Raw genomic sequence first — 23,510 nt, 5'->3', positions numbered from 1 at the left:
CTGGATTGATCGGGCGGGGATCGTTACATCCCCGCCCATGATCCTGCTTGTCGAAGACGATCCGGCGCTGCGCGTCCTTACCGCCCGCGCGCTTCAGGAAAACGGCTATCAGGTGCGCGCCTGCGCAGCCGCGCCCGAATTCTGGCAGGCGTTCGAGGGCGGCGATGTCGAGCTCGTCCTGCTCGACATCATGCTGCCGGGCACCAGCGGCATCGACCTGTGCCGCCGCATCCGCCAGCAAAGCGACGTCCCCATCATCTTCATCAGCGCCAAGGGCAGTGAGGTCGACCGCGTCATCGGCCTCGAACTCGGTGCCGACGACTACCTGCCCAAGCCGTTCGGCACGCGCGAGCTGATCGCCCGCGTCCGCGCCGTCCTGCGCCGCTGGGAATCGCGCGGCGGCGGCGGCGAGGACGAGCGGTCGAAGGGAATCGCGACGTTCGAGGGATGGACGATCGACCTGCCCCGCCGTGAACTCCGCTCCCCGACCGACGCGGTGGTTGACCTGACCGGGGCCGAGTTCGACCTGCTCGCCGTCCTCGTCGACCATGCGCAGCGCGTGATCGCGCGCGAGCGGCTGATCGAATTGTCTCGTACGCGCATCGGCGATTCATCGGATCGCTCGATCGACGTGCTCATCAGCCGCCTGCGCCGCAAGCTGTCGACCGAGGAGCGGCCCGCGCCGATCGTCACCGTGCGCGGCGTCGGCTATATGCTGAGTGCGCCGGTCACGCGCGAATGATGCGCCCGCACTGGCCGGCGATGGGCCTGATCGGGCGGCTGGTCGCGATCCTGCTCTTCGCGCTCGCGCTCGAGTTTGTCGCCAGCACGCTGCTTTACGAACGCGCCACCGAATTCTCGGTCCGCGATGACGAGGCGCGGCGGCTGGCCGAGCATCTGGTCATCGTTCGCCGGCTGGTCGGCCAGTCGCCGCCGCCCGCCCGCGCGCGCTATGCCGACGAACTGACCACCGACCGCTACATCGTCCGCTGGAGCGCGGCCGAACCGACGCTGCCGCAGAACGGCCCCGCCCCGAACCAGATCCGCGATCAGGTCATCGCCTGGGAACCCGGCCTCGAGAACCAGCAGGTACGGCTAGCGCTGCTGCGCGTCGGGACCAAGTCGGTCATCACCGGCACGATGCGGCTGCCCGATCGAAGCTGGGTCTATTTCCGCACGGTCGAGCCCGTCCGCTCCGCGGGGGTGCCGGTCGAGCGGATGATCGCCGCGCTGATCCCGGTGTTCGTGGTGATGCTGCTCGGCGGCCTGCTCATCCGCCGCACGCTGAAACCCATTCGCGGCCTGACCGGCGCGGTCGAGCGCTATACGCCGGGCGAGGCGCTGCCCGAACTGGACGAGGCGGGGCCGGTCGAAATCCGCCGGTTGATCGCCGCATTCAACACGATGCAGGCGCGCATCCGCCGGCTGATCGACGAGCGGACACGCGCGCTTGCCGCGGTCGGCCACGACCTGCGCACGCCCCTCGCGCGGCTGCAACTGCGGACCGAAGCGATCCCCGACGAGGGGCTGCGGCGGGAGGTCGCCGCCGATATCGAGGGGATGGAGGCGATGGTGAACTCGCTCCTCGCTTTCTTGGGCGGCGAGGCCGATCCGGAGAAGCCGCGCCGCGTCGATATCGCCGTCCTCTGCGCCAGCCTCGCCGACGATGCGAGCGACCACGGCCACGCCGTGCGCTACGAGGGGCCGTCGCACCTCGAACATTCCGTCCGACCGTCGAGTTTCCGGCGTGCGGTCACCAATCTCGTCGACAATGGCGTGCATTACGGGCGGGAAGTGGTGGTGCGGCTCGAAAAGCGGCCCGGCCATGTCTGTCTGCATGTCGAGGATGACGGGCCGGGCATTCCCGAGGAGTCGCTGGCGCTCGTCCTTGAGCCGTTCGTCCGGCTCGACAATGCGCGCGGGCGCGACACCGCGGGCTTCGGCCTCGGCCTGTCGATCGTCGCCCGGGCAGCGGCGGCGGAGGGCGGTACCCTCGACCTCACCAACCGCGCCGAAGGCGGCCTGCGCGCCACGATCGCGTTGCCGGGGTGAGCCGTTGAGCCCCTCCCTGACAAGGGAGGGGTTGGGGTGGGTTGGCCTGCTCGAGGCCACCCGACCGCGACGAACGGGCCAACCCACCCCCAGCCCCCCCTTCCAGGGAGAGGAGGCGTCACCCCCACCCAGCAATCATTCGTTACACGGCGTCCCCAACGGGAAAGATGCGCGCGGCTATTCCGACAGGTGCGGTGCGCCGGTTGCGCCCGCGTCGTGGGAGGGTGTCATGCGGGCAAGCGTCGAAATCGAAAGCGGAGGCGCGGCATGAACGCCCACGCCGCGATCGCCGCCCCGCCGCCCGCCGCCGCGAAAGCCGGCCTGATGCCCAGCTTTGCCACGTGGAAGCAGGACCTGCCCGCCTCGATCGTCGTTGCGCTGGTCGCGCTGCCGCTCTGCCTCGGCGTGGCGCTCGCGTCGGGCGCGCCGCTCTTTTCGGGGCTTATCGCGGGGATCGTCGGCGGGATCGTCATCGGCGCACTGTCCAAGTCGCCCCTATCGGTCAGCGGACCGGCCGCGGGCCTGACCGTCATCGTCTTCGACGCGATCCAGTCGCTGCCGAGTTTCCAGGCGTTCACGCTCGCCGTCGTGCTGGCGGGCGCGATGCAGATGATCTTCTCGTTCAGCCGCTCGGGTGTGCTCGCCGAGTTCGTGCCGAGTTCGGTCATCACCGGCATGCTCGCCGCGATCGGCCTCATTCTCATCCTGAAGCAGGTACCGCACGCAGTCGGCTATGACGGCGACCCCTCGGGCGAGTTTGCCTTTACCCAGACTGACGGCATGAACACGCTGTCGACGCTGTGGTTCTCTTTCACCGACAAGCTGACGATGGGCGCCGTCGTCATCTCCGTCGTCTCGATCGCTTTCCTGTTCTGGTGGGACGCCAACCGGCCGAAGGAAGGCGCGCTCAAGCTGCTGCCCGGCCCGCTCGTCGTCGTTGCGGGCGCGGTGGGCATGAACGCGCTGTTCGGCGTGATCGCCCCCGCGCTCCAGCTTCAGCGCGAGCATCTGGTCTCCGTACCGATCGCCGACGGCTTCTCGGGCTTCGTCGGTCTGTTCTCGCTTCCGGACTTCGGCCAGGTCGGCAATGCGACCGTCTGGACCGTGGCGATCACGCTGGCGATCGTCGCCAGCCTCGAATCGCTGCTCAGCGTCACCGCGGTCGACGACCTCGATCCCCAGCGTCGCACGACCGACAAGAATCACGAGCTGTTCGCGCAAGGGGGCGGCAACCTGATCTCGGGCCTGATCGGCGGCTTGCCCGTCACCTCGGTCATCGTGCGGTCGTCGGCGAACGTCGATTCGGGCGCGTCAAGCAAGCTGTCGACGATCATGCACGGCAGCTGGCTGTTGCTCAGCGTCGTGCTGATGCCCGCGATCCTCAACCTGATCCCGCTCGCCGCGCTCGCCGCGGTCCTCATCCAGACCGGCTACAAGCTCACCAAGCCCGCGCTGTTCGTGAAGCGCTGGAAGCAGGGCTATACGCAGTTCGTGCCGTTCGTCGCAACGATCGCGGCGATCCTGTTCACCGACCTGCTCAAGGGGATTGCGATCGGGCTGGTCATCGGCTTCGTCTTTGTCGTCGCGCGCAACTTCCGCCCCGCGGTCAGCTTCGTGTGCGACGGCAACAGCTGCATGATCCGCGCGCGCCGCAACCTCTACTTCATTCACAAGTACGAGCTGCAGAAAGCGCTCAATCGCGTGCCGAACGGCGCCGACCTGCTCGTCGACCTGTCGTCCACGTCATACGTCGATCTCGACAATATCGACGTCCTCAACGCCTTCGTCCGCGGGGCGCCGTTCCGCGACATCCGCGTCTCCGTCCGCGGCGACATCGCCGAAAAGAGCGCGCCGCTGGTCAACGCGCCGCGCCGGGAGCTCGTCCACCTATGAACGACACCAAGATGCTGCTCCTCGCCAACAAGGCTTGGGCCGAACAGCTTCGCGAGGAGCGCCCCGACTATTTCGCGCGCCAGGCGGAGGAGCAGAAGCCGAACTTCCTCTGGATCGGCTGTTCGGACAGCCGCGTGGCGCCCGATCAGATCACCAACTCGCCCCCCGGCGTGATGTCGATCCACCGCAACGTCGCCAATCTGGTCTACGAGGACGATCTCAACCTGATGGCGGTGCTCCAGACCGCGGTCGAGCGGACGCGCGTGCGCCACATCATCCTGTGCGGCCATTATGGCTGCGGCGGGGTGGCGCAGGGATGGAAGCGCGAGGGGACCGGCGCGGTCGGCGAGTGGGTGGCGGGCGTCCACGACGTCTATGCCGAGCATGCCGAAGAGGTCGACGCCCTGCCCGAGGGGCAGCGGCTCAACCGCATGGTCGAGCTCAACGTCCGCGACCAGCTCGTCCGCCTTGCCCGCGTGCCGCTGGTGCAGGCGGCGTTCGAGCGGGGGCAGGAATTGATGCTGCACGGCTGGGTCTATGACCTGCGCGACGGGGTGCTGAAGCCGCTGATGACGATCGACGCGGCGACGCGGCTCGACGCGGTGGAGCGGCCGGAGCCCGTGCTGGTCTGACAGGGTCGGGATTTAGAGATCGGACAGGGTGGCGGCGGTAGCTCCAACGCCGGCGTCGCCCTCACCCGGACCGGAGCGCCGCGGTCCCCTCCCCGCTGGCGCTCCGGTCGAACCTTTACCAGTCGCCCGCGGCGGCCATCCATACGGCCGTTGCCGCCGCCGCCGCGGTCTCGGCGCGCAGGATGCGGGGGCCGAGGGTGATCCCGACTGCCGCCGGACACGCCCGGATCACCTCGCGCTCGGCGGGGGTGAAGCCGCCCTCCGGCCCCACCAGGATCGCCGCCGGGCCGGGCCGCGCGCGCATCGCCTCCGCCGCGGGCACGCCGCCGCTCTCGTCGGCGAAGAACAGCGCCCGTTCGGCAGGCCAGTCGGCGAGCAGCGCCGCCAGCTTCACCGGCTCGGCGAGCGAGGGGAGCGCGGTGCGCCCGCATTGCTCCGCCGCCTCGATCATGTGCGCGCGCAGGCGGTCGAGGTTCGGGCGGTCGACGATCGTCCGCTGCGTCAGCACCGGCACCAGCCGGTCGACGCCCAGCTCGCACGCCTTTTCCGCGACCCAGTCGATCCGCCCCTTCTTGATCGGCGCGGCGCACAGCCACAGGTCGGGCACCGCCTCGCGCTCGCGCATCCGGTGCGCGACGGTCAGGGTGAGGTCGCGTTTGCGCACCTCGCTCGCCTCGGCCAGCCACTCGCCGGTTTTGTCGTCGAAGAGCAGGACGGGATCACCGACCTTCAGCCGCATGACCCCGGCCAGATAATGCGCCTGCCCGCCGTCGATCGCCACCGCCGCAGCGTCGGACAACGGCGTCTCGACGAACAGGCGGGGCGTGGAGTCGGGCGGCCAGGCGGGCGTCGCCGCCATCAGCGGCGGCGCTTCGGCACGGGGCGGGCGGTGTCGGCGACGCGCGTCCAGCGCTGTTCGCGGCAGCCGAAATTACCGAACAGGCAACCGCGCCCGACCAGCGTGTTGCGCCCCTCCATCCAGATCGAGCCCGAAAAGCTCTTAGCAAGGTCGGGGACATAGACTTCGCCCACCCACTCGCCATCCTCGGGCGTGAACCCGTCGAAGATGCGCGTGCCGACCAGCCGGTCGGTGCCGCCGGCCGCGGCATCAGCCTTGGCCTGCTCGCTCGCCCAGATGACGGTGCCGCACATCGCGGGGCCGCATCGGCTGGCGCGGATATGGACGCTGTTCGATCCGTTGCGCCACACGCCCGTCCAGTCGGGGGCGTTCTGTGCCGGCGCGGGCGCTGCGGCGAGCATCGTGCTCGCGATCAGGGACATGAGCATAAGCAACCTCGTGAACGAAACGGTCGCTCACATAGGAAGTCAGGCGGGCTTTATCGAGTCGGCGGCTTTTGCCTTGGGCGGCGGCGTCTTGGGCTTGTAGCGGCAGAGGTCCGCGACCGGACATTTCCAGCAGTCGGGCGTCCGCGCCTTGCACACATAGCGCCCGTGCAGGATCAGCCAGTGATGCGCGTGCAGGCGAAAGGGCTGCGGCACGGCCTTCTCGAGCTTCAATTCGACCGCCAGCGGCGTCTTGCCGGGGGCAAGGCCCGTGCGATTGCCAACCCGGAACAGGTGCGTGTCGACCGCGAACGTCTCATGCCCGAAAGCGACATTCATCACGACGTTGGCGGTCTTTCGCCCTACCCCGGGCAGCGCCTCCAGCGCGGCGCGGTCGGCGGGGACCTCGCCGCCATGCTGGTCGATCAGCGCCTGACTGAGCGCGATGACGTTCTTGGCCTTGGTGTTGAACAGCCCGATCGTCTTGATGTGCCGCTTCAGCCCCGCTTCGCCCAGCGCCACCATCTTCTCGGGGGTGTCGACCTCGGCGAACAGCGCGCGGGTGGCGCGGTTGACGCCCGCATCGGTGGCCTGCGCCGACAGGACGACGGCGACGAGCAGCGTATAGACGTTGACCGATTCAAGTTCGGTCTCGGGCGCCGGATTGGCCTCGGCCAGCCGGCGGAAGAACTCGAAAATATCGGCCTTCTTCAAAGACCGAGCACCTGGTCCATCCGGTAGCGGCCCGGCGCGCGGCCCGCGAGCCACAGCGCCGCCCTGACCGCGCCGGCGGCGAAGATCGCGCGATCCTGTGCGTAATGGCCGATCTCGATCCGCTCGCCATTGCCGGCAAAGACGACATTATGATCGCCGACGACGGTGCCGCCGCGAAGGCTGGAAAAACCGATCGTCCCGCGCGCCCGCGCCCCGACGAGCCCCGCGCGACCCTGCACGCCGGTCTCGGCGATCGTCGTCTCGCGCCCCGCCGCCGCCGCCTCTCCCAGCATCAACGCGGTGCCCGAGGGGGCATCGACCTTGTCTCGATGATGCATCTCGACGATCTCGATGTCCCACTCCTGCCCCAGCTTGCGCGCCGCATCGCGGACGAGTGCCATGAGCAGGCCGACGCCGACCGAGGTGTTGCCGGTCTGAAGCACCGCGATCCGCTCCGCCGCTTCATCGATCGCGTCGTGGTGATGCGGCGACAGGCCGGTGGTGCCGATGACGATCGGCGTGCCCGCCGCGATCGCCGCCGCCAGATGCGCGTCGAGCGCGGCGGGGGCGGAGAAATCGACCAGCACGTCGCACTGGCCGGCGAGCGGGCCGGGATCCTCGCCCGCATCGACGCCGCCGGCGTGCACCGCGTCCAGCGCCGGCATCGCCGCGACGATCGCCTGCCCCATCCGCCCCAGGCTGCCGTAGATGCCGATCCGGTTCATGCGCGTCCTCGCTGGTTACGAGCGGCCTTTGCCATGCCCGGAGAGACGGTGACAGGGGTTAAGTGCGGTATTCCGAGACGCTGGATCGTTATCGGTCGCCGCTGTTGCGAAACCAAAGCCACAGTTCGTTCGCGATCCACACGATCGCGAAACCGGCCGGATAGATCAGCCACACCATCCAGCCTTGATCGGGCGGACAATCCGCCGCCCCCGCCGACCGGCAACTCCCAGCCGCGCATGACTGAGCCGTCAAACTGGCAAAGGCGACGAACGCGAAGATCACCGCGCAGCCGCAGCCGACCTTCGCGCCCGTTCGCGAGGGGCGTTGGTACGACAGCTTACCCGTTGCTCGCCTGTGCCGGCGTGTTGACTCCCATCGACTGGAGGTAGCGCTTCACGTTGCGCGCCGCCTGGCGCAGCCGCTGCTCGTTCTCGACCATCGCGATGCGGACATAGCCTTCGCCGTCCTCGCCGTAGCCGACGCCCGGCGCCACCGCGACCTTGGCGTGGGTGAGAAGCTGCTTGGAGAATTCGAGGCTGCCCAGATGCTTGAGCGCGGGGGGCAGCGGTGCCCAGGCGAACATCGACGCCTTGGGCGCGGGGATATCCCAGCCCGCGCGGCCGAACGCCTCGACCATCACGTCGCGGCGCTTGTGGTAGAGCTGGCGGTTGCGCTCGACGATATCCTGCGGGCCGTTGAGCGCCGCGCACGCCGCCGCCTGAATCGGCGTGAACGCGCCATAGTCGAGATACGACTTCACCCGCGTCATCGCCGCGATCAGCTTCTTGTTGCCGACCGCGAAGCCCATCCGCCAGCCAGCCATCGAATAGGTCTTGGACAGCGAGGTGAACTCGATCGCCACATCCTTGGCCCCCGGCACCTCGAGGATCGAGCGCGTCGGCTGGCCGTCGAAATACAACTCCGAATAGGCAAGATCGGACAGCACCCAGACCTGGTTCGCCTTCGCCCAGGCGACCAGCCGCTCATAGAAAGCGAGATCGACGGTCTCGGCGGTCGGGTTCGACGGATAGTTGACGACGAGGATGCTCGGTCGCGGCACGGTGAACGCCATCGCGCGGTCGAGGCTGGCCCAATATTCCTCATTCGGGGTCGTCGGCACGCTGCGGATCGTCGCCCCCGCGATGATGAAGCCGAAGGTGTGGATCGGATAGCTGGGGTTGGGCGCCAGCACCACGTCGCCGGGCGCGGTGATCGCGGTGGCGAGGCTGGCCAGCCCCTCCTTCGATCCCATCGTTACCACGACCTCGGTCTCGGGATCGACATCGACGCCGAAGCGGCGGCCATAGTAATTGGCCTGCGCGCGGCGAAGGCCGGGGATACCCTTCGACTGCGAATAGCCGTGCGCGTCAGGCTTCATCGCCACTTCGCACAGCTTCTCGAGCACGTGCGGCGGCGGCGGCAGGTCGGGATTGCCCATGCCGAGGTCGATAATGTCCTCTCCCGCCGCACGCGCCGCTGCCCGCATCGCGTTCACTTCGGCGATGACATAGGGGGGCAAGCGCTTGATGCGGTAGAATTCGTCGGACATTGCCGTTGCTCCTGAGTGGCCGCGGGCGATTTCGCCGATGCGGCAACCCCGCTATACGGGCGCGGACAGGCGACTGCCAGAGGAGAGGACCATGGCCGACCAACCCGACGGCGCGACCGCGACGCCCACGCCCGACCTGAAGGATATCCAGCACTGGACCTGGGTGATGGGCCGGATGCAGCAGATGATGATGGAGCACGGCCTCGACCTGATCGACGCCGCGCCGCAGCCCTTGAGCGGCTCGCCGTTCGATCCGACGCCCGTCATCCGTGCGCAGGCCGAATTCTGGGGCGACACAATGAAGCTGTGGCAGCGCTTCCTCGACCCCGCGAACGCCGCCCCGCCCGAGGAGACGCCCGAACAGGCGCGCGACAAGCGGTTCAAGGCGCCGCAATGGCGCGAGGACCCGGTCTTCGACTTCATCCGCCAGAGCTATTTCCTGATCGCCGAGCACCTGGTGAAGGGCGTCGACGCGATCGAGGGGGTGGACCCCAAGCAGAAGGAGCAGATCCGCTTCGCCACGCGCGGCTTCATCGACGCGATGAGCCCGACCAACTTCCCAGCGACCAACCCGGTCGTGCTCGAAAAAGCGATCGAGACGCGCGGCGAGAGCCTGCTCAAGGGCCTTCAGAACATGCTCGCCGACATGGCCAAGGGCCAGATGACGCAGACGAGCGAGGGGGCGTTCGAGCTCGGCCGCAACATCGCGGTGACGCCGGGCAAGGTGGTCAAGCGGACGCCGATGTACGAGTTGATCCACTATGCGCCGACGACCGAAAGCGTGTCGAAGATCCCGCTCCTGATCTTTCCGCCGTGGATCAACCGCTTCTACATCCTCGACCTGACGCCCGAAAAGAGCTTCATCCGCTGGGCGGTCGAACAGGGGCTGAGCGTATTCGTCGTCTCCTGGAAATCGGCGGACGCGTCGATGAAGGACGTGGTCTGGGACGATTTCATCGAGCGCGGACAGATCGACGCGATCGACACGGTGCGCGAGCTGCTGGACGTGCCCGCGTTGCACACGATCGGCTATTGCGTGGCGGGCACGACGCTCGCCGCGACGCTGGCGCTGCTGACCGCGAGAGGGCAGGCGGACAAGGTCGCCTCGGCCACTTTCTTCACCGCGCAGGTCGATTTCACCCAGGCCGGCGACCTTCAGATGTTCGTCGATGATGAGCAGATGAAGCTGATCGAGGCGCTGTCGCCCGACGGCTTCCTCGACGGGCGGTACATGGCCGCGACGTTCAACCTGCTGCGCGGGCGCGACCTCATCTGGAACTATGTCGCCAACAACTATCTGATGGGCGCCGAATATACGCCGTTCGACCTGCTCCATTGGAACAGCGACGTCACCAACCTGCCCGCCAAGTGGCACCAGAGCTATCTCGCCGACCTGTATCGCGACAACAAGCTGGTGACGCCCGGCGCGATCGCGGTGGCGGGGACGCCGATCGACCTCACGCGCGTGGCCACGCCCACCTATGTCCAGGCGGGGCGCGAGGATCACATTGCTCCGGCCGAAAGCGTGTGGAAGATCACGCATTACTTCACCGGGCCGCTGCGATTCGTCCTCGCCGGGTCGGGGCATATCGCGGGCGTCGTCAACCCGCCCTCGGCCGGCAAATACCAGTACTGGATCAACGAGGACGGCGCGGACAGCCTGGCCGCCTTTGTTGCCGGGGCGCGCGAGGTAAAGGGAAGCTGGTGGCCCGACTGGCGCCAGTGGATCGCCGCGCTCGACGGCGAAACGGTGCCGGCCAAGGGTGCGCGAATTCCCGGCGAAGGTGCGCTTCCGGCGCTCGAAGATGCGCCCGGGGCGTACGTTCGAACCCGTTGAGAACGCTAACAAGTTTCGCCGCATCGTGACTTTGTTGCACCGCAACATTTCCCTTGCGGCGACTTGCCGAATCGAGTAATCGCTGCACCGCAACATCTTTTGCGAGAGGCGAGTGATGGCGATCAAGGGTCCGAAGTCCAGCACGCCGCGCGGCACCGCGCCGCGCGCCAAGGCCGTCCCCCCCAAGCCCGCGATTCCGGCATCGGCGATTGTCGCCGCGCCGGTCGAGGCTGCGCCCGCGTCAAAGCCGCCTGTCCTGAAACCCCCCGTTCTCAAACCCGTGGTCGAGGCCGCCGAAAAGGTCGCCGACACCGCCAAGGCGACCGCCCAGAATGTCGCCGCCCCGGTCGCCAAGGCCGCCGAGACGATCGTCGAGGCCGCGACCAAGACCGCCAAGGCCGTTGCGGCTGCGGCGGCGCCCACCGCCCAGACCGTGCAGAAGGAAACCGCTCCGATGACCGACCTCAAAACCGCTGCCGACACCGCGACCCACAAGGCGCAGGCCATGTTCGGCGACATGAACGATCGCGCCAAGGCCGCGATGGAAAAGAGCAGCAAGATGGCCGAAGAGATGAACGACTTCGCCAAGGGCAACCTCGAGGCGATGGTCGAGAGCGGCCGCATCGCCGCCAAGGGCGTCGAGACGCTGGGCCAGGAAGCCGCCGAGTACGGCCGCAAGTCGTTCGAGCACGCGACCGCCGCGATGAAGAGCATGGCGTCGGTCAAGTCGCCGACCGAGCTGTTCAAGCTCCAGAGCGACTATGTCCGCTCGGCGTTCGACGCCTATGTCGCCGAAGCGTCGAAGGCGACCGAGCACATGCTGAAGCTGTCGAGCGACGCGATGCAGCCGCTGTCGAACCGCATGGCCGTCGCCGCCGAGAAGGTGAAGGTCGTGGCGTAATCCGCGCCCCGCTCCGGCGGGAACGGATCGAACCAAGGGGGCGGTCGCGATGCGGCCGCCCCTTTTCGTTGGGCCTACGGCCAAACGGCCCTTGCCCCGATGGGGGGGCATCCCCTATTTTCAGCGGCGATGCAGCGTTTCAGCCCCCACATGACCGACGAAGACGAGCAGGGCGGGACCGGCGGCAATGGCACGTCGGTCGGCATCGCCACGCGCACCCGCGCCAAGACGAAGAAGCCCACGCCCTATCGCGTGCTGATGCTCAACGACGACTATACGCCGATGGAGTTCGTCGTCCTCGTCCTCCAGCGCTTCTTCCGCATGAACATGGAGCAGGCGACGCAGGTGATGCTGCACGTCCACCAGAAGGGCGTGGGCGTCTGCGGCGTGTTCAGCTACGAAGTCGCCGAGACCAAGGTCAGCCAGGTCATGGACTTCGCACGCGAGAACCAGCACCCGCTCCAATGCACGCTGGAAAAGGCGTAGGGCCCGGCCACCGATCGTCGTCACCCGGCCTTGAGCCGGACTGACGAGCCTGCAAAGGTCAGTTCGCCGCGGCGATTTCGACCAACACCCGGTCCATGGTCGGCGTGACCGGCGGCGCGGCGCTGGCCATGTCGTTGGCGAAGAACGCGAAGGTCAGCGTCCGCCCGCTCCTGGCGGTCAGATAGCCCGACAGCGCCGACGCCCCGCTCAGCGAGCCGGTCTTTGCGAACAACCTGCCCTCCAGCGCCGTCCCCTTGAACCGCGCGGCGAGCGTGCCGTCGACGCCCGCGATCGGCAGCGACGCCCGGAACGTCGCGGCAAAGGGCTGGCTCGCCGCCCAGCGGAGCAGCGCGACCGAGGCACGCGGGGACAGCCGGTTGTAGCTCGACATGCCCGACCCGTCGGCGAAGTCCCATCCGCGGCGAGGTGCCCCCGCCCCCGCGAACAGCGCGTCGTAGCGGGCGAGCCCCGCCGCCGCCGTTCCCTCGGCCATGTCGCGGCGCAGCAGCATTTCGGCGAACAGGTTCTGGCTCGCCTTCAGCGTCCGCGCCCAGGTCTCGATCAGCGGCCGCGGCGTCAGCCGGGCAATGGCTTGTGGCAGCACGGCCGCAGCCTCCCCCGGCCGACGATGCCGCGCCTTCGCCTCGCCGCCCACCTTTACCCCGCGCGCGCGCAGCATCGCGGCGAAGCGGTGCGCGGCATAGGCGGCGGGATCGTCGACGGGATGCGCGATCGTCACCGACACTGGCCCCGCAATCGTTCCGCGCACGACCAGTGTCCGCTCACCGGGCAGACGCTCGACGCCGAGCGAGGTCGCCGCGCCCGGTTCGACACGATCCTCGATCCGGTACCAGCCGGTCGGTTCGGCGACCGCGCCATCGGGCGTCACAGTCACCGTAACGACATTCTCGTCGAGGCTGAGCGCCGACACCGCCGCACCCGATCGCGTCGGCAGGTTGTTCCAGCTCCACCCCTGTCCCCAGCGCTCGTCGACCCAGCGCCGGTCGTCGCCGATCACGTCGCGCACGCGCTTTGTGCGAGCGGCAACGGCGTCGGCGAGCGTCGACAGGCAATCGCGCGCGCAGTCGCTCGCTCCCGACAGCCACGGATCGCCCGCCCCGATGAGCACCACGTCCTCGCCCTCAATCGCGACGCCCGTCCCCTCGACCGGCGTGGGCGCGGCCATGTCGGCCAGCACGCTCGGCAGCTTGCTGTTCGAGGCGGGGAGGAAGCGCGCGTCCGGGTCGATCGCCACCACCTGACGCCCGGCATCGTCCACGACGAGCAGCCCCCATCGCGTGCCGGCAAGATCGGGCGCCGACAGGATCGCACGCACCCGATCGGCCAGCACCGGCCCATCGGCGCGGGCCGGTACGGCGATAGCGACCAGCAGGAGGACGGCACGCTTCATTCCCGACGCTCCAGCCGATCGACGCACGCCGCCACGGTGAGGTTGGCCGACGCGCTCGGCACGGTCCGCGTCATGTCGAGCAGGCGGTCGAAGGGCAAGACCAGCCCGACGATCAGCGCGGTATCGCCCGGCCCCACGCCCACTGCCGCCAGCACCGCCGCCAGCATGAACAGCGAGGCCGAGGGCACCGGCGCGGTCCCGAACGCCGCAAGCGCACCGGTCGCAAGGATGACCCCCCATTCGGCAAGCGCGATCGGGTGGCCGAGCGCCTGAAGGCTGAAAACACTGAGCAAGCCGACATACATCGCCGTCCCGTCCTTGCCGATCGACGCACCGAGCGGCAGCACCGTCTGCGCGACGTGGCGCGCGATCCGGTGCCGCGTCTCCGCCAGCCGGATCGCAACGGGCAGCACCGCCGAACTCGACGCGGTGGAAAAGGCGATCGCCAGCGCCTCGACACTATCCTTCCAGAAGCGGAGCGGCGATCGGCGCGCGATGATAACCAGCAGCGGCGCATGGACCAGCGCCATCTGCGCCGCCGACCCGATGACGACGGCGAGCGCAAGCCAGCCGATGCGCGCGAAGACCTCGACTCCGCTCGACGCCACGGCATTGGCGATCAGCGCGAACACGCCGAACGGCGTCGCCTCCATCACCAGCCGTACGACCGACAGCAGCACCGCCGACAGGGACTGGAGCCCGCGCGCGAACGGCCGCCCCGCCTCGCCCGCCGCCACCGTACCGACGCCGATCAGGATCGCGGTGAAGATGAGCGCGAGCATGTCGCCCTTGCCCAGCGCCTCGACGATGTTGAGCGGGACGATCCCCGCGACGGTGTCGTAGAGGCTGCGCGGTTCGCCCAGCGCCTGTGCCGCCACGCCCGCCAGCGGCGCGCCGGCGCCCGGCTGCACCAACGCCGCCACGGCCATGCCGATCGCGACCGCCGCCAGCGTCGTTGCAGCGAACAGGCCGATTGTGCGCAGGCCCAGCCATCCGAGCTTCGAGGGTTCGGCCATGCCGGCGATGCCCGCGGCGATCGTCACCAGCACGATCGGCGCGACGAGCATCCGGATCGCTCGCACGAACCACTCGCCGACCAGCGCGACCTTCGCCGCACCGGCGGGCCAGACCAGACCCAGCAACACCCCGAGCGCCAGCCCGCCGAGCACGCGCACCCAGAGCGGAATGGCGAGCCAGCGCGCGATCATGCCGGGCACATGCCCTTGGCCGGCACGCGTGGCAGGGCGCGCCCCGCCGCCGCGCCGGTCAGCCGCCCGCCCTCGACCGCGATCCGCCCGTTAACGAGCACCATCCGCACCCCCGCCGCCGTCCGCTCGGGATCAGAGTAGGTCGCGCGCGCGGCATAGGTGGTGGGATCGAACAACACGAGGTCGGCGAACGCCCCCGGCGCGATCCGCCCGCGATCCGTCAGGCCGAAGGTGTCGGCGGGCAGCGTCGCGCTGCGAGAAACGAACGTCGGCAGGTCGAGCACGTGCCGCTCGCGCACATAGACCGCATATTTGCGCGCGAAGCTGCCGAAGCTGCGCGGGTGCCCAGTCGAGGCGTCGCTGCCCGTCATCACCCAGGGGCGGGTCATGAAGGCGCGGATGTCGCGCTCCGACTGGTTGAAGTTCGCGACGGCGGGGTCCTCGCCCTGGATGACCCGGATCGCAGCGGCCACTGGATCGCCGCCCGCCGCAACCTGCGCCAGCGTTTGCCCGCGAAACGGCCCGCTGGTGAGGAGCAGTTTCTCCGCGCCGCCCCGCCGCCGCAGATTTTCGCGCATCTCTGTAACCGCGTGCGCATCGCCCAGCCGCGCGATCATCGCCGCGCGGCCGTCCGCCTGCGCCCACCCCGGCACCAGCGCGGCGACGAGGCTGGTGCCGGAGGCGTCCCACGGATACTGATCGGCGGTCACGCGCTGACCCTTCGCCCGCGCTGCCTCGATCCGGGCGATCACGGCGGGTGCGCGCCCTTCGACATCGGCACCGAGCGCCTTGATATGCGCGATGTGCACCGCCGCACCCGATGCGCGGCCGATCGCCAGCGCTTCCTCGACCGCCGCCTCGAGCCCGATCGAATAGGAGGATTCGTCGCGCAGATGCGTGTCATAGAAGCCGCCGCGCCGGCCCGCCTCCGCCGCGATGGCCGCGACCTCCTCTGTCTTCGCGAACCGCTGCGGCGCGTAGAACAGCCCGCTGGACACGCCGAGCGCACCGTCGCACATCGCACGGGCGGCGAGCGCCTTCATCCGCGCGAGCTCGGCGGGCGTGGGCACGCGATCGGTCTCGCCCAGCACCGCGCCGCGGATGCTGCCGAAGCCGACATAAGCGGCATAGTTGATCCCGACCGGCCGCGTCGCCGCGCTCGCCAGCACTGCCTTCACGTCGATCGCGCCACCGCCGTCATTGCCGATGAAGGCGGTCGTCACCCCCTGCATCAGGAACCGCTCGACCCGCCGCGCGCGTGCATTGGGGCCGAGCAGCAGCGTCTCGACATGGCTATGCGGGTCGATGAAGCCGGGGGCGACGACCAGCCCCTTCGCCTCGACCGTGCGCGTCGCACGCATCGACAGGCGCGGGCCGACCGCGACGATTCGGTCGCCGCGCACCGCCACGTCGCCAACGAACGGCGCGCGCTGGCCGGTGACGATGGTGCCGCCGCGGATCAGCAGGTCGGCTGGCACCGGCGCGGCGCCGAGCAGCGCCAGCGCGGCAAGGATCGCGGCCCTCATGCCCAGAAGCCCGGCTCGGGCGGGGTCATCACGCCCTGCTCGATCCGCACCCCGCCCGCGCGATCTGCCGCCAGCCACCACGGCCCGTCGAGGTCGACGAACGACGCCCGCCCCGCCAGCCGCAGCGCCGGCGCGATGCCGAGCGAGCTCGCCACCATACAGCCGAGCATCACCCCCACCCCCGCGCGTTCGGCCGCATCGGCGAGCGCCAGCGCCGCAGTCAGCCCGCCGGTCTTGTCCAGCTTGATGTTAATGTGGCTGTAGCGCCCGCGTAGCCGGTCGATGTCGTCGATTCCGTGCGCCGATTCGTCCGCGGCGATCGCGAACGGCGCCTCGAACCCGACCAGAGCATCGTCGGCATCGACGGGTAATGGCTGTTCGACCAGTTCGACGCGCGCCTCGACCAGCGCGGGCGTCACGGCGCGCAGCGTGCCCAGCGTCCAGCTTTCGTTTGCATCGACGATCATTCGCGCGGCGGGGAGCGCGCGGCGGACGGCGCCGACCCGATCCGCCACCGCCTCGCTATCGACCTTGACCTTGACCAGCGGCACCGGACCGAGCGCGAGTGCGGCCGCATGCATCGCGGCCAGCGTGTCGATGCCCACCGTCACCGCTGTCTCGGTCGGCACCGCGCGGGGCAGCGACACGCTACCGAGCTTTACGTCAAGATCCCACAGCGCCGCATCCACCGCGTTTCGCGCCGCGCCCGCGGGCATCAGCGACAGGAGATCATGGCGATCCGCCCCCGCCTCCACCGCGCCGCGCACCGCCTCGACCGCCGCCAGGGCGCCCGCGACGCTCTCGCCGTAGCGTGGATAGGGCACGCCCTCCCCGCGGCCGACGATGCCAGCTTCGACGAGACGTACCTCGACCACCTCGGCCACCGTCTTCACGCCGCGCGCGATGCGGAACGGCGCGCTCAGGGGAAAGGCGCGCGCTTCGGCGGTCAGGCGGCGAAGCAGCGTTCGATCTCCGCGACGATCGGGGCCGCGCCGAAGCGATAGGGGTCGGTCACGGGTAGGCCGAGTTCCCCCTCGACCGCCGCACACGCCGCCCGCGCCGCCGCTTCGTCGAGCGACGCGGTGTTGAGGCACACGCCGACCGCGCGCACATCGGGCGAGGTCAGCCGGGCGGCGCGCAGATTCGCGTCGAGACACTCGGCCAGCCCCGGCACGCGGGAGTGGGAAAGCCCGCGCAGGGTCTCGCGCCCCACCTCATGGCACAGCACCAGCGCATCGGCTTGCGCGCCGTGGAGAAGGCCCGTCGACACGCCCGCGAAGCTCGGATGGAAGAGCGAACCCTGCCCCTCGATCAGGTCCCAGCCGCCATCCTCGCGCGGTGGCGACAGCGTCTCGACCGCGCCGGCGATGAAGTCGGCGACCACCGCATCGATCGCGATTCCCGAGCCGGCGACGAGGATGCCCGTCTGTCCCGTGGCGCGAAAATCGGCCGCGTGGCCGCGCGCCTGCATCGCGCGGGTCAGCGCCAGCGCCGCGTACATTTTGCCCACCGAACAATCGGTGCCGACCGTCAGCAACCTGCGCCCGGCGCGCGGGCGGCCGTTGCCGACAGGCAGATCGGCGGGCGGATCGCGCACGTCGAACAACTGCACCCCCGCCGCTTCCGCTGCAGCGACCAGATCGGGCTCACCGCGCAGCCGCTGGTGCAGCCCGGCGGCGACGTTCAAGCCCGCGCGCGCCGCTGCCACCGCATCGGCGACCACGCGCGCGTCCATCCGACCGCCGGGATTGGCGATGCCGATGACAAGCGTGCGCGCGCCCCGCACGACCCCCTCGTCCAGCGTCACCCGGTCGAGGCCGACCGAGTAGGGGCAGTCATCGTGCCGCCACTCGCCGACGCACTTCTCGGGCGCGAACGTCGCCAGCCCGCGCGCGGTCTTGAGCCCCAGAAAGTCGGTCGCCGCGCCGAGGTAGAGCAGGTACGGCGTCGGGATCGCGCTCATTTGCCGCGCGCCAGTCGTTCCTCGATCGCCGAATAGCCCGAGGTGCCGAGGGGCGCGTCCTGCGCCACCCCCGTCGCCCAATAGGCGGTGACCCCGCCGCCCGGCTCGACCCACAGGCCCGAGCGCAGGCGATAGGCCTCCCCCGCATGGCCGATGCGCGAACGACCGTCGCCGAAGAGGTCGTCGGGGCAGCCGGCGATCCCGCTTCCCGTGAACATGACGGCAAGGCCGTAGCGGCAGTAGAGCCCGCCTTCGGTCTCGCCATTCTTGCCGTCGAAGGTCCAGGCGGGCGTCGTCATCGCACGTACCGACGCGGGCGAGAGCAGCCGTACGCCGTCGACGCTGCCGCCGCCGACGATCAGCCGCCCGATCTTAGCCAGCCCCTGTGCCGAGATGCGCAGCCCGCCTTGTGGGGAGAAGATCGCGCCGTTGCGCCCCGCTTCCCAGCCGGTGAGCGCGCACGATCCGTTGCGCGCGGGCGTGACCGAACAGGCGGGCTTGGTGCCGCGATTGTCGTCGCGGACGGGCGTGCCATCGGGCTCGACCAGCACCACTGCGCGCGCCGCGGTCGCGGCATCGCACGCTTCCCACTGATAGCAGCCGGCGATGCCGAGCGGCTTCAGCACCAGCCGGTCCATCAGCCGGTCGAACCGCTCGCCCGTCGCCCGCTCCATCACCGACGCGATGACCGGGAAGCCGATATTGGCGTAGCGGAAGTAGCCGCCCGGCGCATGAGCTCCCCACGCCTTCGGATCGGCGAGCGCGGTGCGCAGGTCGGCGTCGAGCGGCAACACATAGTCGATCCCGTCGGCGAGGCCCGATCGGTGCGACAGCAGCAGCCGGAGCGTGATCGGCGTGTCCAGGAATTGCGGATGCCGCAGCCGCCAGCCGAGCAGCGTGGATACGTCCGCATCGAGGTCGAGCTTCCCCGCCTCGACCAGCCGCATCACCCCGATCGCGACGACCAGCTTCGAGATCGACGCGACGCGGACCGGATCGTCGGGGGTCGCCCGGCGCCCGGCCGCCGGGTCGGCAAACCCCGCCGCCTGTGCCGCGACGACCTTGTCCCCCGCGACCACGACGCGTGCACCGGCGACGGGTTCGGCGGGCGGCGGTGCGGCTTCCTGTGACAGGGCAAGCGCGAGCAGGAGGGGCAACGGCATCGCCCGAGGCTAATCGAGCGCCGGGGCCGCGTCCACCGGCACGCCGCCAGGTCGGTCGCTACCATGCTCCCCCTGCAAAGATACCAGGAACGGTGGGGCGGTAACATGGGTTAGGCCGGCCGCAATCTTCGATGCCCGCCAAGCGGGCGGAAACGGAGGAAATGGATGGCAAGCGAACTCAACCCGCGCCCCCGCCCGATCGCGGCGGCACGGCGACTGGCGGCAGAGGCGACGGGCGCGTTCTGGCTGGTGCTGGGCGGCTGCGGTGCCGCGGTACTGGCGGCGGGCGCCGACGTGCCGGGGTCGATCGGGCTGGTCGGCGTGTCGCTCGCCTTCGGTCTTACCGTGTTCACGATGGCGTTCGCGGTCGGCTTCATCTCGGGCGGGCATTTCAACCCGGCGGTCAGCATCGGCCTGGCCGTCGCCGGCCGCTTCCCGGCGCGCGACGTGCCCGGCTATGTCGCCGCGCAGCTGGTCGGCGCGACCGCGGGTGCGGGCGTGCTGGCTGTGATCGCGGGCGGGCATCCGGGGTTCGAGCTCGTCGCCAGCGGCTTTGCCGCCAACGGCTATGGCGCGCACTCGCCCGGCGGCTATTCGCTGGCGGCAAGCTTCGTGACCGAGGCGCTGCTGACCGCCGGGTTCCTGATCGTCATCCTCGGCGCCACCGACGAGCGGTCGCCGATGCCGTTCGCGCCGCTGGCGATCGGGCTGGCACTGGCGCTCATTCACCTCGTCTCGATTCCGGTCACCAACACCTCGGTCAACCCGGCGCGCAGCACCGGGCCGGCGCTGTTCGTCGGCGGCTGGGCGCTGCAGCAGCTCTGGCTGTTCTGGGTCGCGCCGATCGCGGGTGCGGTGGTGGCGGGCCTTGCCGGTCGCTGGCTGTTCGCGCACCGCGACGCCGACGTCTCGCCCGGGCCGATCGGCGACATGCCGATCGAGCGGATGGCCGACGAGCGTCGATAGGCTTCGATACGCGGAATTAACCATGCGCCCCTTACCCGGGGGCGCATGGATACACCGGCGCCGATCGCGCGCGACCTGACGTGGGCGAGCGGGCTGGCGGGCGTGATGACGCTCGGCTGGTGGTGGGTGCGCCGCGCCGATCTGTCGCGGCTCGCGCTGCCCGATGGCGACGACGCGGTACGGTTGCAGCAGATCCGCGACTGGCTGGCCGGACAGGCGTTCGGCGATTTGAGTCAGTACCGGATCGGCGTCGACGGCGTCGCGATGCACTGGTCGCGGCTGCCCGACCTGATCCCCGCGGCGATGTTGCGGGCGGGGATGGGCGAGGCGGTCATGCTGGTCCTCTGGCCCGCGCTCCTGTTCGCCGGCTTCCTGTTCGTCACTGCCCGGCTGGCGCGCGCGGTCGGGGCGCGGCCTGTGGATGCCGCGATTATTGCCGCGCTCGCCTATCCGGCGACGACGCTATTCTCGCCGGGGCGGATCGATCATCACGGGCTTCAGATGGTGCTGCTGGCGCTGTTCGCACTCGGTCTCGTCACGCGGCGGGAGCGAGCGGGCGGCATCGTCGCGGGCGTGGCGGCGGCGCTGTCGCTCGGCATCGGCATGGAAACCGCGCCCGTTCTGGCGGTCGGGATCGGCGTCGCGGTGCTGCACTGGACGCGCGCGCCCGGCCCACAGCTTCCTGCGCTGGCGGTCGCACTGTTCCTCGGCCTCGCGCTGCTGGCGATGGTCGTCGCGCCCGGCGACTGGGCCAGCGCGCCGTGCGACGGCTTTGCGCGCGCAAGTTGGCGGGCGGGGTCGATCGGCGCGGCGGCGCTGCTGCTACTTGCGCTTTGCAAGACAGGCCTGCCCACGCCGCAAGCGCGCATCATCGCCGCGCTGGCAGCAGGCAGCGCGGCGGTGGCCGGCATCGCTTGGCTCGTGCCCGCCTGCCTCTCGCCCTATGGCGCGGTCGATCCGGCGCTGGCGAGGGTCTGGCTGACTGAGGTGGGAGAGGCGCAGCCGATGCTCGCCACCGACCCGCGCTGGGCGATCGGCTATGTCGGGATCGGGGTCGTAGGCCTGATCGCCGCCGCCCTGACCGCGCGCCACCGCCCGGCGCTGACGATCGCGGCGCTGGTCGCCGCGGGCCTTGGCATCGCGTTTTTGCAGCTGCGCGGCGCCTATACCGCGGCGGCGCTGGCGCCCCCACTGATCGCATTGGCGCTCGATCGCGCGCGGGGTGTGTCGCCGCTGGCCGCGCTGCCGATCTGGGTGGCGGGGGCGGGTATCGTCTGGCCGATCGCCGCCGCCGCGCTGCCCGTGGCGCAAGCGCCCGCCGCCGGCCCGCCCTGCGACAGGATCGAACCGGCGCGCGCGATGGCTGCGCTGGCACCGGGCCGCGTGCTGGGCCCGGTCGACCTCGGCCCGTGGCTGCTCGTTGCGACGCGCCATCACGCGATCGCCGCGCCCTATCACCGCAATGCCGCGGGTAATCTCGCCAGCTATCGCCTGTTCGCGGGTAGCGAAAGCGAGGCGCGGGCGACCGTCCAAGACCTGCGCGTCGATTATGTCGTCGCCTGTCCCGCTGCCCTTTCGTCGATGCGGATCGATCATGGCTTCGGTCCGGCGCTGGTCGGGGGGAATACGCCAGCATGGCTGTGGCCGACCGGCGTGGCGAACGTCTGGCGGGTCCGGTGACAGACATACCGACCCGGCGGATCGCGTTCCTGCTGCTCGCATGCGCGGTCGCGCCGTTGCTCTGGCCGGCGATCCCGCCGCTCAACGACCTGCCCGGCCATATCGGGCGCTATCACATCGCCGCCACGCTCGCCCAGTCGCCCGCGCTTCAGGCGCACTGGCGCTACGAATGGGCGCTGGTAGGCAATCTCGGCGTCGACCTGCCTGCGATCGCGCTGGCGCGCGTGATCGGGGCGGAGGCAGCGGCGAAGGCGATCGTCATCCTGATCCCCGCGCTGTTCGTCGGCGGGCTGATGATGCTCACGCGAGCCCGCCGGTTGCGCGTGCCGCCGCTGATCGGGTTTGCCGCGACGCTGGCGTACGGACAGGCGTTCCAGCTCGGCTTCGTCAACTTCGCGCTCGCCGCGGCGCTCGCGCTGTGGGCGCTGGCGACGTGGATCGCGCTGGCGCCGCGGCCGACGCTCCGTCTGATGCTGCTGACTCCCGCGGCCTGTGCCCTGTGGGTCGCGCACAGCTTCGGATGGGGGCTGTTCGGGCTCGCCGCCTTTGCCGCCGACACCGCGCTGCGGCGCGAACGGGGGCGCCCATGGCCGCGTGCGCTGATCGAGGCGGGCATGAGCTGCCTGCCCCTCGCGCTCCCGATCCTCGCAATGGTGAGCGGCCATGGCGGGGAGGCGCAGCCGCTGGCCTGGGACTGGCGGGCAAAGGCGGTCTGGGTCGCCGGGCTGCTGCGCGACCGGTGGAAATGGTTCGACGTCGCCAGCGCGATCCTGATCGCCGGGCTGCTCTGGACGGCGATCCGCCACCGCGCGTTCCGCTTCGATCCGGTGCTGGGCGCGGTCGCGGCGATCCTCGTCGCGGCGTTCGCCATGCTGCCGCGGCTCGCGCTCGGCGGGGCCTATGTAGACATGCGGATGCTGGCGCCGGCGCTTGCCGTAGCGCTGATCGCGGTGCGCGTGGCCGAGCCGCGGCTCACCGCCCGGCTGCTGCTATTCGGGCTCGCCTTCCTCATCGTCCGCACGGGTGCGACGACCGCGAGCTTCGCGATCGTGGCACAACGGCAGCAGGCGGCACTCCATATTGTCCCCGCCATTCCGCGCGGCGCGGCGGTGCTCGTGCTGGTGAACGAACCCTGCGCGTCCGATTGGTCGTCCGACCGGCTGGGTCATCTGGCGGGCATCGCGGAGGTGCGGCGCGACATCTTTGACAACGGCCAGTGGACGATCGCCGGGCAGCAATTGCTCGCCCACCGCCATCCGCTTGCCGCCCCTTATGACCGCGACCCGTCGCAGCTCGTCTATCGGAAGGCGTGCGAATATGCGCCCACGGACTTTGCCGCGGCGGTGCGCGATGCCGATCGCCGCGTGTTCACGCACGTCTGGACCATCGGGTTTCCCGCCCGCCCAAGCCTTGCCCCCAACGTGATCCGGGTGGCGAGCGACGGCCCGTCAACGCTTTACCGCATTGCGACAGGGCGTGCGGTGAACCGCTTGTCGCACCCCGCCCCCACCCGCTAAGG

General features: G+C 70.1%; 21 protein-coding genes. 10 read left to right on the top strand and 11 right to left on the bottom strand.

What is annotated here, in order from left to right:
* The first annotated feature begins 37 nt into the window (after positions 1-37).
* From FHR19_RS07605 to FHR19_RS07590, 4 genes are all read left to right on the top strand, one after another.
* Complete coding sequence (locus tag FHR19_RS07605; protein WP_184026586.1) at positions 38-742, top strand: response regulator; 705 nt, start codon at positions 38-40, stop codon at positions 740-742.
* Positions 742-2,052, top strand: a complete 1,311-nt coding sequence (locus tag FHR19_RS07600) for an ATP-binding protein (protein ID WP_246359395.1) — start codon at positions 742-744, stop codon at positions 2,050-2,052. Before FHR19_RS07605 ends, FHR19_RS07600 begins: the two co-directional genes overlap by 1 nt.
* A gap of 267 nt (positions 2,053-2,319) precedes the next feature.
* On the top strand, positions 2,320-3,945 hold the full coding sequence (locus tag FHR19_RS07595; protein ID WP_246359394.1) for a SulP family inorganic anion transporter: 1,626 nt from the start codon (positions 2,320-2,322) through the stop codon (positions 3,943-3,945).
* Positions 3,942-4,577, top strand: coding sequence for a carbonic anhydrase (locus FHR19_RS07590; protein ID WP_184026581.1), 636 nt, complete (start codon positions 3,942-3,944; stop codon positions 4,575-4,577). The genes FHR19_RS07595 and FHR19_RS07590 overlap by 4 nt, the downstream gene beginning before the upstream one ends.
* 115 nt (positions 4,578-4,692) lie before the next feature.
* Here the strand turns inward: FHR19_RS07590 and FHR19_RS07585 are convergent, their stop codons facing one another.
* From FHR19_RS07585 to FHR19_RS07565, 5 genes are all read right to left on the bottom strand, one after another.
* Positions 4,693-5,436 carry a 16S rRNA (uracil(1498)-N(3))-methyltransferase gene (locus FHR19_RS07585; RefSeq protein WP_184026579.1) on the bottom strand — a complete coding sequence of 248 codons (744 nt, stop codon included), beginning with the start codon at positions 5,434-5,436 and terminating at the stop codon, positions 4,693-4,695.
* Entirely contained in the window at positions 5,436-5,864 is a 429-nt protein-coding gene (locus tag FHR19_RS07580) for a DUF2147 domain-containing protein (protein ID WP_246359393.1), read from the bottom strand. The genes FHR19_RS07585 and FHR19_RS07580 overlap by 1 nt, the downstream gene beginning before the upstream one ends.
* Positions 5,865-5,903: 39 nt before the next feature.
* Entirely contained in the window at positions 5,904-6,575 is a 672-nt protein-coding gene (gene nth, locus FHR19_RS07575; protein WP_184026577.1) for an endonuclease III, read from the bottom strand.
* Positions 6,572-7,300 carry a 4-hydroxy-tetrahydrodipicolinate reductase gene (gene dapB / locus FHR19_RS07570; protein ID WP_184026575.1) on the bottom strand — a complete coding sequence of 243 codons (729 nt, stop codon included), beginning with the start codon at positions 7,298-7,300 and terminating at the stop codon, positions 6,572-6,574. The genes nth and dapB overlap by 4 nt, the downstream gene beginning before the upstream one ends.
* 338 nt (positions 7,301-7,638) lie before the next feature.
* Positions 7,639-8,850, bottom strand: coding sequence for an LL-diaminopimelate aminotransferase (locus tag FHR19_RS07565; protein WP_184026570.1), 1,212 nt, complete (start codon positions 8,848-8,850; stop codon positions 7,639-7,641).
* Positions 8,851-8,941: 91 nt separating this feature from the next.
* Here FHR19_RS07565 and FHR19_RS07560 point away from each other — a divergent pair, with 91 nt between their 5' ends.
* The 3 genes from FHR19_RS07560 (at position 8,942) to clpS (ending at position 12,074) form a co-directional block, all read left to right on the top strand.
* Entirely contained in the window at positions 8,942-10,687 is a 1,746-nt protein-coding gene (locus tag FHR19_RS07560; protein ID WP_184026566.1) for a PHA/PHB synthase family protein, read from the top strand.
* Between the two features lie 115 nt (positions 10,688-10,802).
* Positions 10,803-11,588 (top strand): phasin family protein, encoded by a 786-nt coding sequence (locus FHR19_RS07555; protein ID WP_184026563.1) that lies wholly within the window; start codon positions 10,803-10,805, stop codon positions 11,586-11,588.
* 150 nt (positions 11,589-11,738) lie between these two features.
* Positions 11,739-12,074 (top strand): ATP-dependent Clp protease adapter ClpS, encoded by a 336-nt coding sequence (clpS, locus tag FHR19_RS07550; RefSeq protein ID WP_184026560.1) that lies wholly within the window; start codon positions 11,739-11,741, stop codon positions 12,072-12,074.
* Between the two features lie 58 nt (positions 12,075-12,132).
* On the opposite strand, the gene dacB is transcribed toward clpS, so the two are convergent.
* The 6 genes from dacB to FHR19_RS07520 are packed head-to-tail and all read right to left on the bottom strand — an operon-like array spanning position 12,133 to position 19,345.
* Positions 12,133-13,485 carry a D-alanyl-D-alanine carboxypeptidase/D-alanyl-D-alanine endopeptidase gene (gene dacB / locus FHR19_RS07545; RefSeq protein ID WP_184026557.1) on the bottom strand — a complete coding sequence of 451 codons (1,353 nt, stop codon included), beginning with the start codon at positions 13,483-13,485 and terminating at the stop codon, positions 12,133-12,135.
* The gene (locus FHR19_RS07540; RefSeq protein ID WP_184026554.1) at positions 13,482-14,693 is read right to left on the bottom strand and encodes a dicarboxylate/amino acid:cation symporter; all 1,212 of its coding nucleotides are present in this window, start codon (positions 14,691-14,693) and stop codon (positions 13,482-13,484) included. Before FHR19_RS07540 ends, dacB begins: the two co-directional genes overlap by 4 nt.
* Positions 14,690-16,219, bottom strand: coding sequence for an N-acyl-D-amino-acid deacylase family protein (locus FHR19_RS07535; protein WP_184026551.1), 1,530 nt, complete (start codon positions 16,217-16,219; stop codon positions 14,690-14,692). The genes FHR19_RS07540 and FHR19_RS07535 overlap by 4 nt, the downstream gene beginning before the upstream one ends.
* On the bottom strand, positions 16,216-17,142 hold the full coding sequence (locus tag FHR19_RS07530) for a dipeptide epimerase (RefSeq protein ID WP_343053228.1): 927 nt from the start codon (positions 17,140-17,142) through the stop codon (positions 16,216-16,218). The genes FHR19_RS07535 and FHR19_RS07530 overlap by 4 nt, the downstream gene beginning before the upstream one ends.
* A gap of 23 nt (positions 17,143-17,165) precedes the next feature.
* Positions 17,166-18,182, bottom strand: a complete 1,017-nt coding sequence (gene dgcN / locus FHR19_RS07525; RefSeq protein ID WP_184026548.1) for an N-acetyltransferase DgcN — start codon at positions 18,180-18,182, stop codon at positions 17,166-17,168.
* Positions 18,179-19,345 carry a serine hydrolase domain-containing protein gene (locus FHR19_RS07520; RefSeq protein WP_184026545.1) on the bottom strand — a complete coding sequence of 389 codons (1,167 nt, stop codon included), beginning with the start codon at positions 19,343-19,345 and terminating at the stop codon, positions 18,179-18,181. Before FHR19_RS07520 ends, dgcN begins: the two co-directional genes overlap by 4 nt.
* Before the next feature lie 165 nt (positions 19,346-19,510).
* Between FHR19_RS07520 and aqpZ the strand changes: the two genes are divergently transcribed.
* The 3 genes from aqpZ to FHR19_RS07505 are packed head-to-tail and all read left to right on the top strand — an operon-like array spanning position 19,511 to position 23,508.
* Positions 19,511-20,311, top strand: a complete 801-nt coding sequence (gene aqpZ, locus FHR19_RS07515; RefSeq protein ID WP_221228438.1) for an aquaporin Z — start codon at positions 19,511-19,513, stop codon at positions 20,309-20,311.
* Between the two features lie 45 nt (positions 20,312-20,356).
* On the top strand, positions 20,357-21,991 hold the full coding sequence (locus FHR19_RS07510; RefSeq protein WP_184026542.1) for a hypothetical protein: 1,635 nt from the start codon (positions 20,357-20,359) through the stop codon (positions 21,989-21,991).
* Positions 21,988-23,508 carry a hypothetical protein gene (locus tag FHR19_RS07505; protein ID WP_184026539.1) on the top strand — a complete coding sequence of 507 codons (1,521 nt, stop codon included), beginning with the start codon at positions 21,988-21,990 and terminating at the stop codon, positions 23,506-23,508. Before FHR19_RS07510 ends, FHR19_RS07505 begins: the two co-directional genes overlap by 4 nt.
* Positions 23,509-23,510: the final 2 nt, after the last annotated feature.

The sequence above is a fragment of the Sphingomonas yantingensis genome, from assembly GCF_014199325.1.
Lineage (GTDB): Bacteria > Pseudomonadota > Alphaproteobacteria > Sphingomonadales > Sphingomonadaceae > Sphingomonas > Sphingomonas yantingensis.
The sequence above is the reverse complement of the archived record's forward strand: the minus strand, read 5'-3'. Positions and strand labels throughout refer to the sequence as shown.

Coding starts and splice junctions, on each gene's coding strand:
- FHR19_RS07605 (WP_184026586.1), top strand. CDS start 38: ATGATCCTGCTTGTCGAAGACGATCCGGCGCTGCGCGTCCTTACCGCC.
- FHR19_RS07600 (WP_246359395.1), top strand. CDS start 742: ATGCGCCCGCACTGGCCGGCGATGGGCCTGATCGGGCGGCTGGTCGCG.
- FHR19_RS07595 (WP_246359394.1), top strand. CDS start 2,320: ATGAACGCCCACGCCGCGATCGCCGCCCCGCCGCCCGCCGCCGCGAAA.
- FHR19_RS07590 (WP_184026581.1), top strand. CDS start 3,942: ATGAACGACACCAAGATGCTGCTCCTCGCCAACAAGGCTTGGGCCGAA.
- FHR19_RS07585 (WP_184026579.1), bottom strand. CDS start 5,436: ATGGCGGCGACGCCCGCCTGGCCGCCCGACTCCACGCCCCGCCTGTTC.
- FHR19_RS07580 (WP_246359393.1), bottom strand. CDS start 5,864: ATGCTCATGTCCCTGATCGCGAGCACGATGCTCGCCGCAGCGCCCGCG.
- dapB (WP_184026575.1), bottom strand. CDS start 7,300: ATGAACCGGATCGGCATCTACGGCAGCCTGGGGCGGATGGGGCAGGCG.
- FHR19_RS07565 (WP_184026570.1), bottom strand. CDS start 8,850: ATGTCCGACGAATTCTACCGCATCAAGCGCTTGCCCCCCTATGTCATC.
- FHR19_RS07560 (WP_184026566.1), top strand. CDS start 8,942: ATGGCCGACCAACCCGACGGCGCGACCGCGACGCCCACGCCCGACCTG.
- FHR19_RS07555 (WP_184026563.1), top strand. CDS start 10,803: ATGGCGATCAAGGGTCCGAAGTCCAGCACGCCGCGCGGCACCGCGCCG.
- clpS (WP_184026560.1), top strand. CDS start 11,739: ATGACCGACGAAGACGAGCAGGGCGGGACCGGCGGCAATGGCACGTCG.
- dacB (WP_184026557.1), bottom strand. CDS start 13,485: ATGAAGCGTGCCGTCCTCCTGCTGGTCGCTATCGCCGTACCGGCCCGC.
- FHR19_RS07540 (WP_184026554.1), bottom strand. CDS start 14,693: ATGATCGCGCGCTGGCTCGCCATTCCGCTCTGGGTGCGCGTGCTCGGC.
- FHR19_RS07535 (WP_184026551.1), bottom strand. CDS start 16,219: ATGAGGGCCGCGATCCTTGCCGCGCTGGCGCTGCTCGGCGCCGCGCCG.
- dgcN (WP_184026548.1), bottom strand. CDS start 18,182: ATGAGCGCGATCCCGACGCCGTACCTGCTCTACCTCGGCGCGGCGACC.
- FHR19_RS07520 (WP_184026545.1), bottom strand. CDS start 19,345: ATGCCGTTGCCCCTCCTGCTCGCGCTTGCCCTGTCACAGGAAGCCGCA.
- aqpZ (WP_221228438.1), top strand. CDS start 19,511: ATGGCAAGCGAACTCAACCCGCGCCCCCGCCCGATCGCGGCGGCACGG.
- FHR19_RS07510 (WP_184026542.1), top strand. CDS start 20,357: ATGGATACACCGGCGCCGATCGCGCGCGACCTGACGTGGGCGAGCGGG.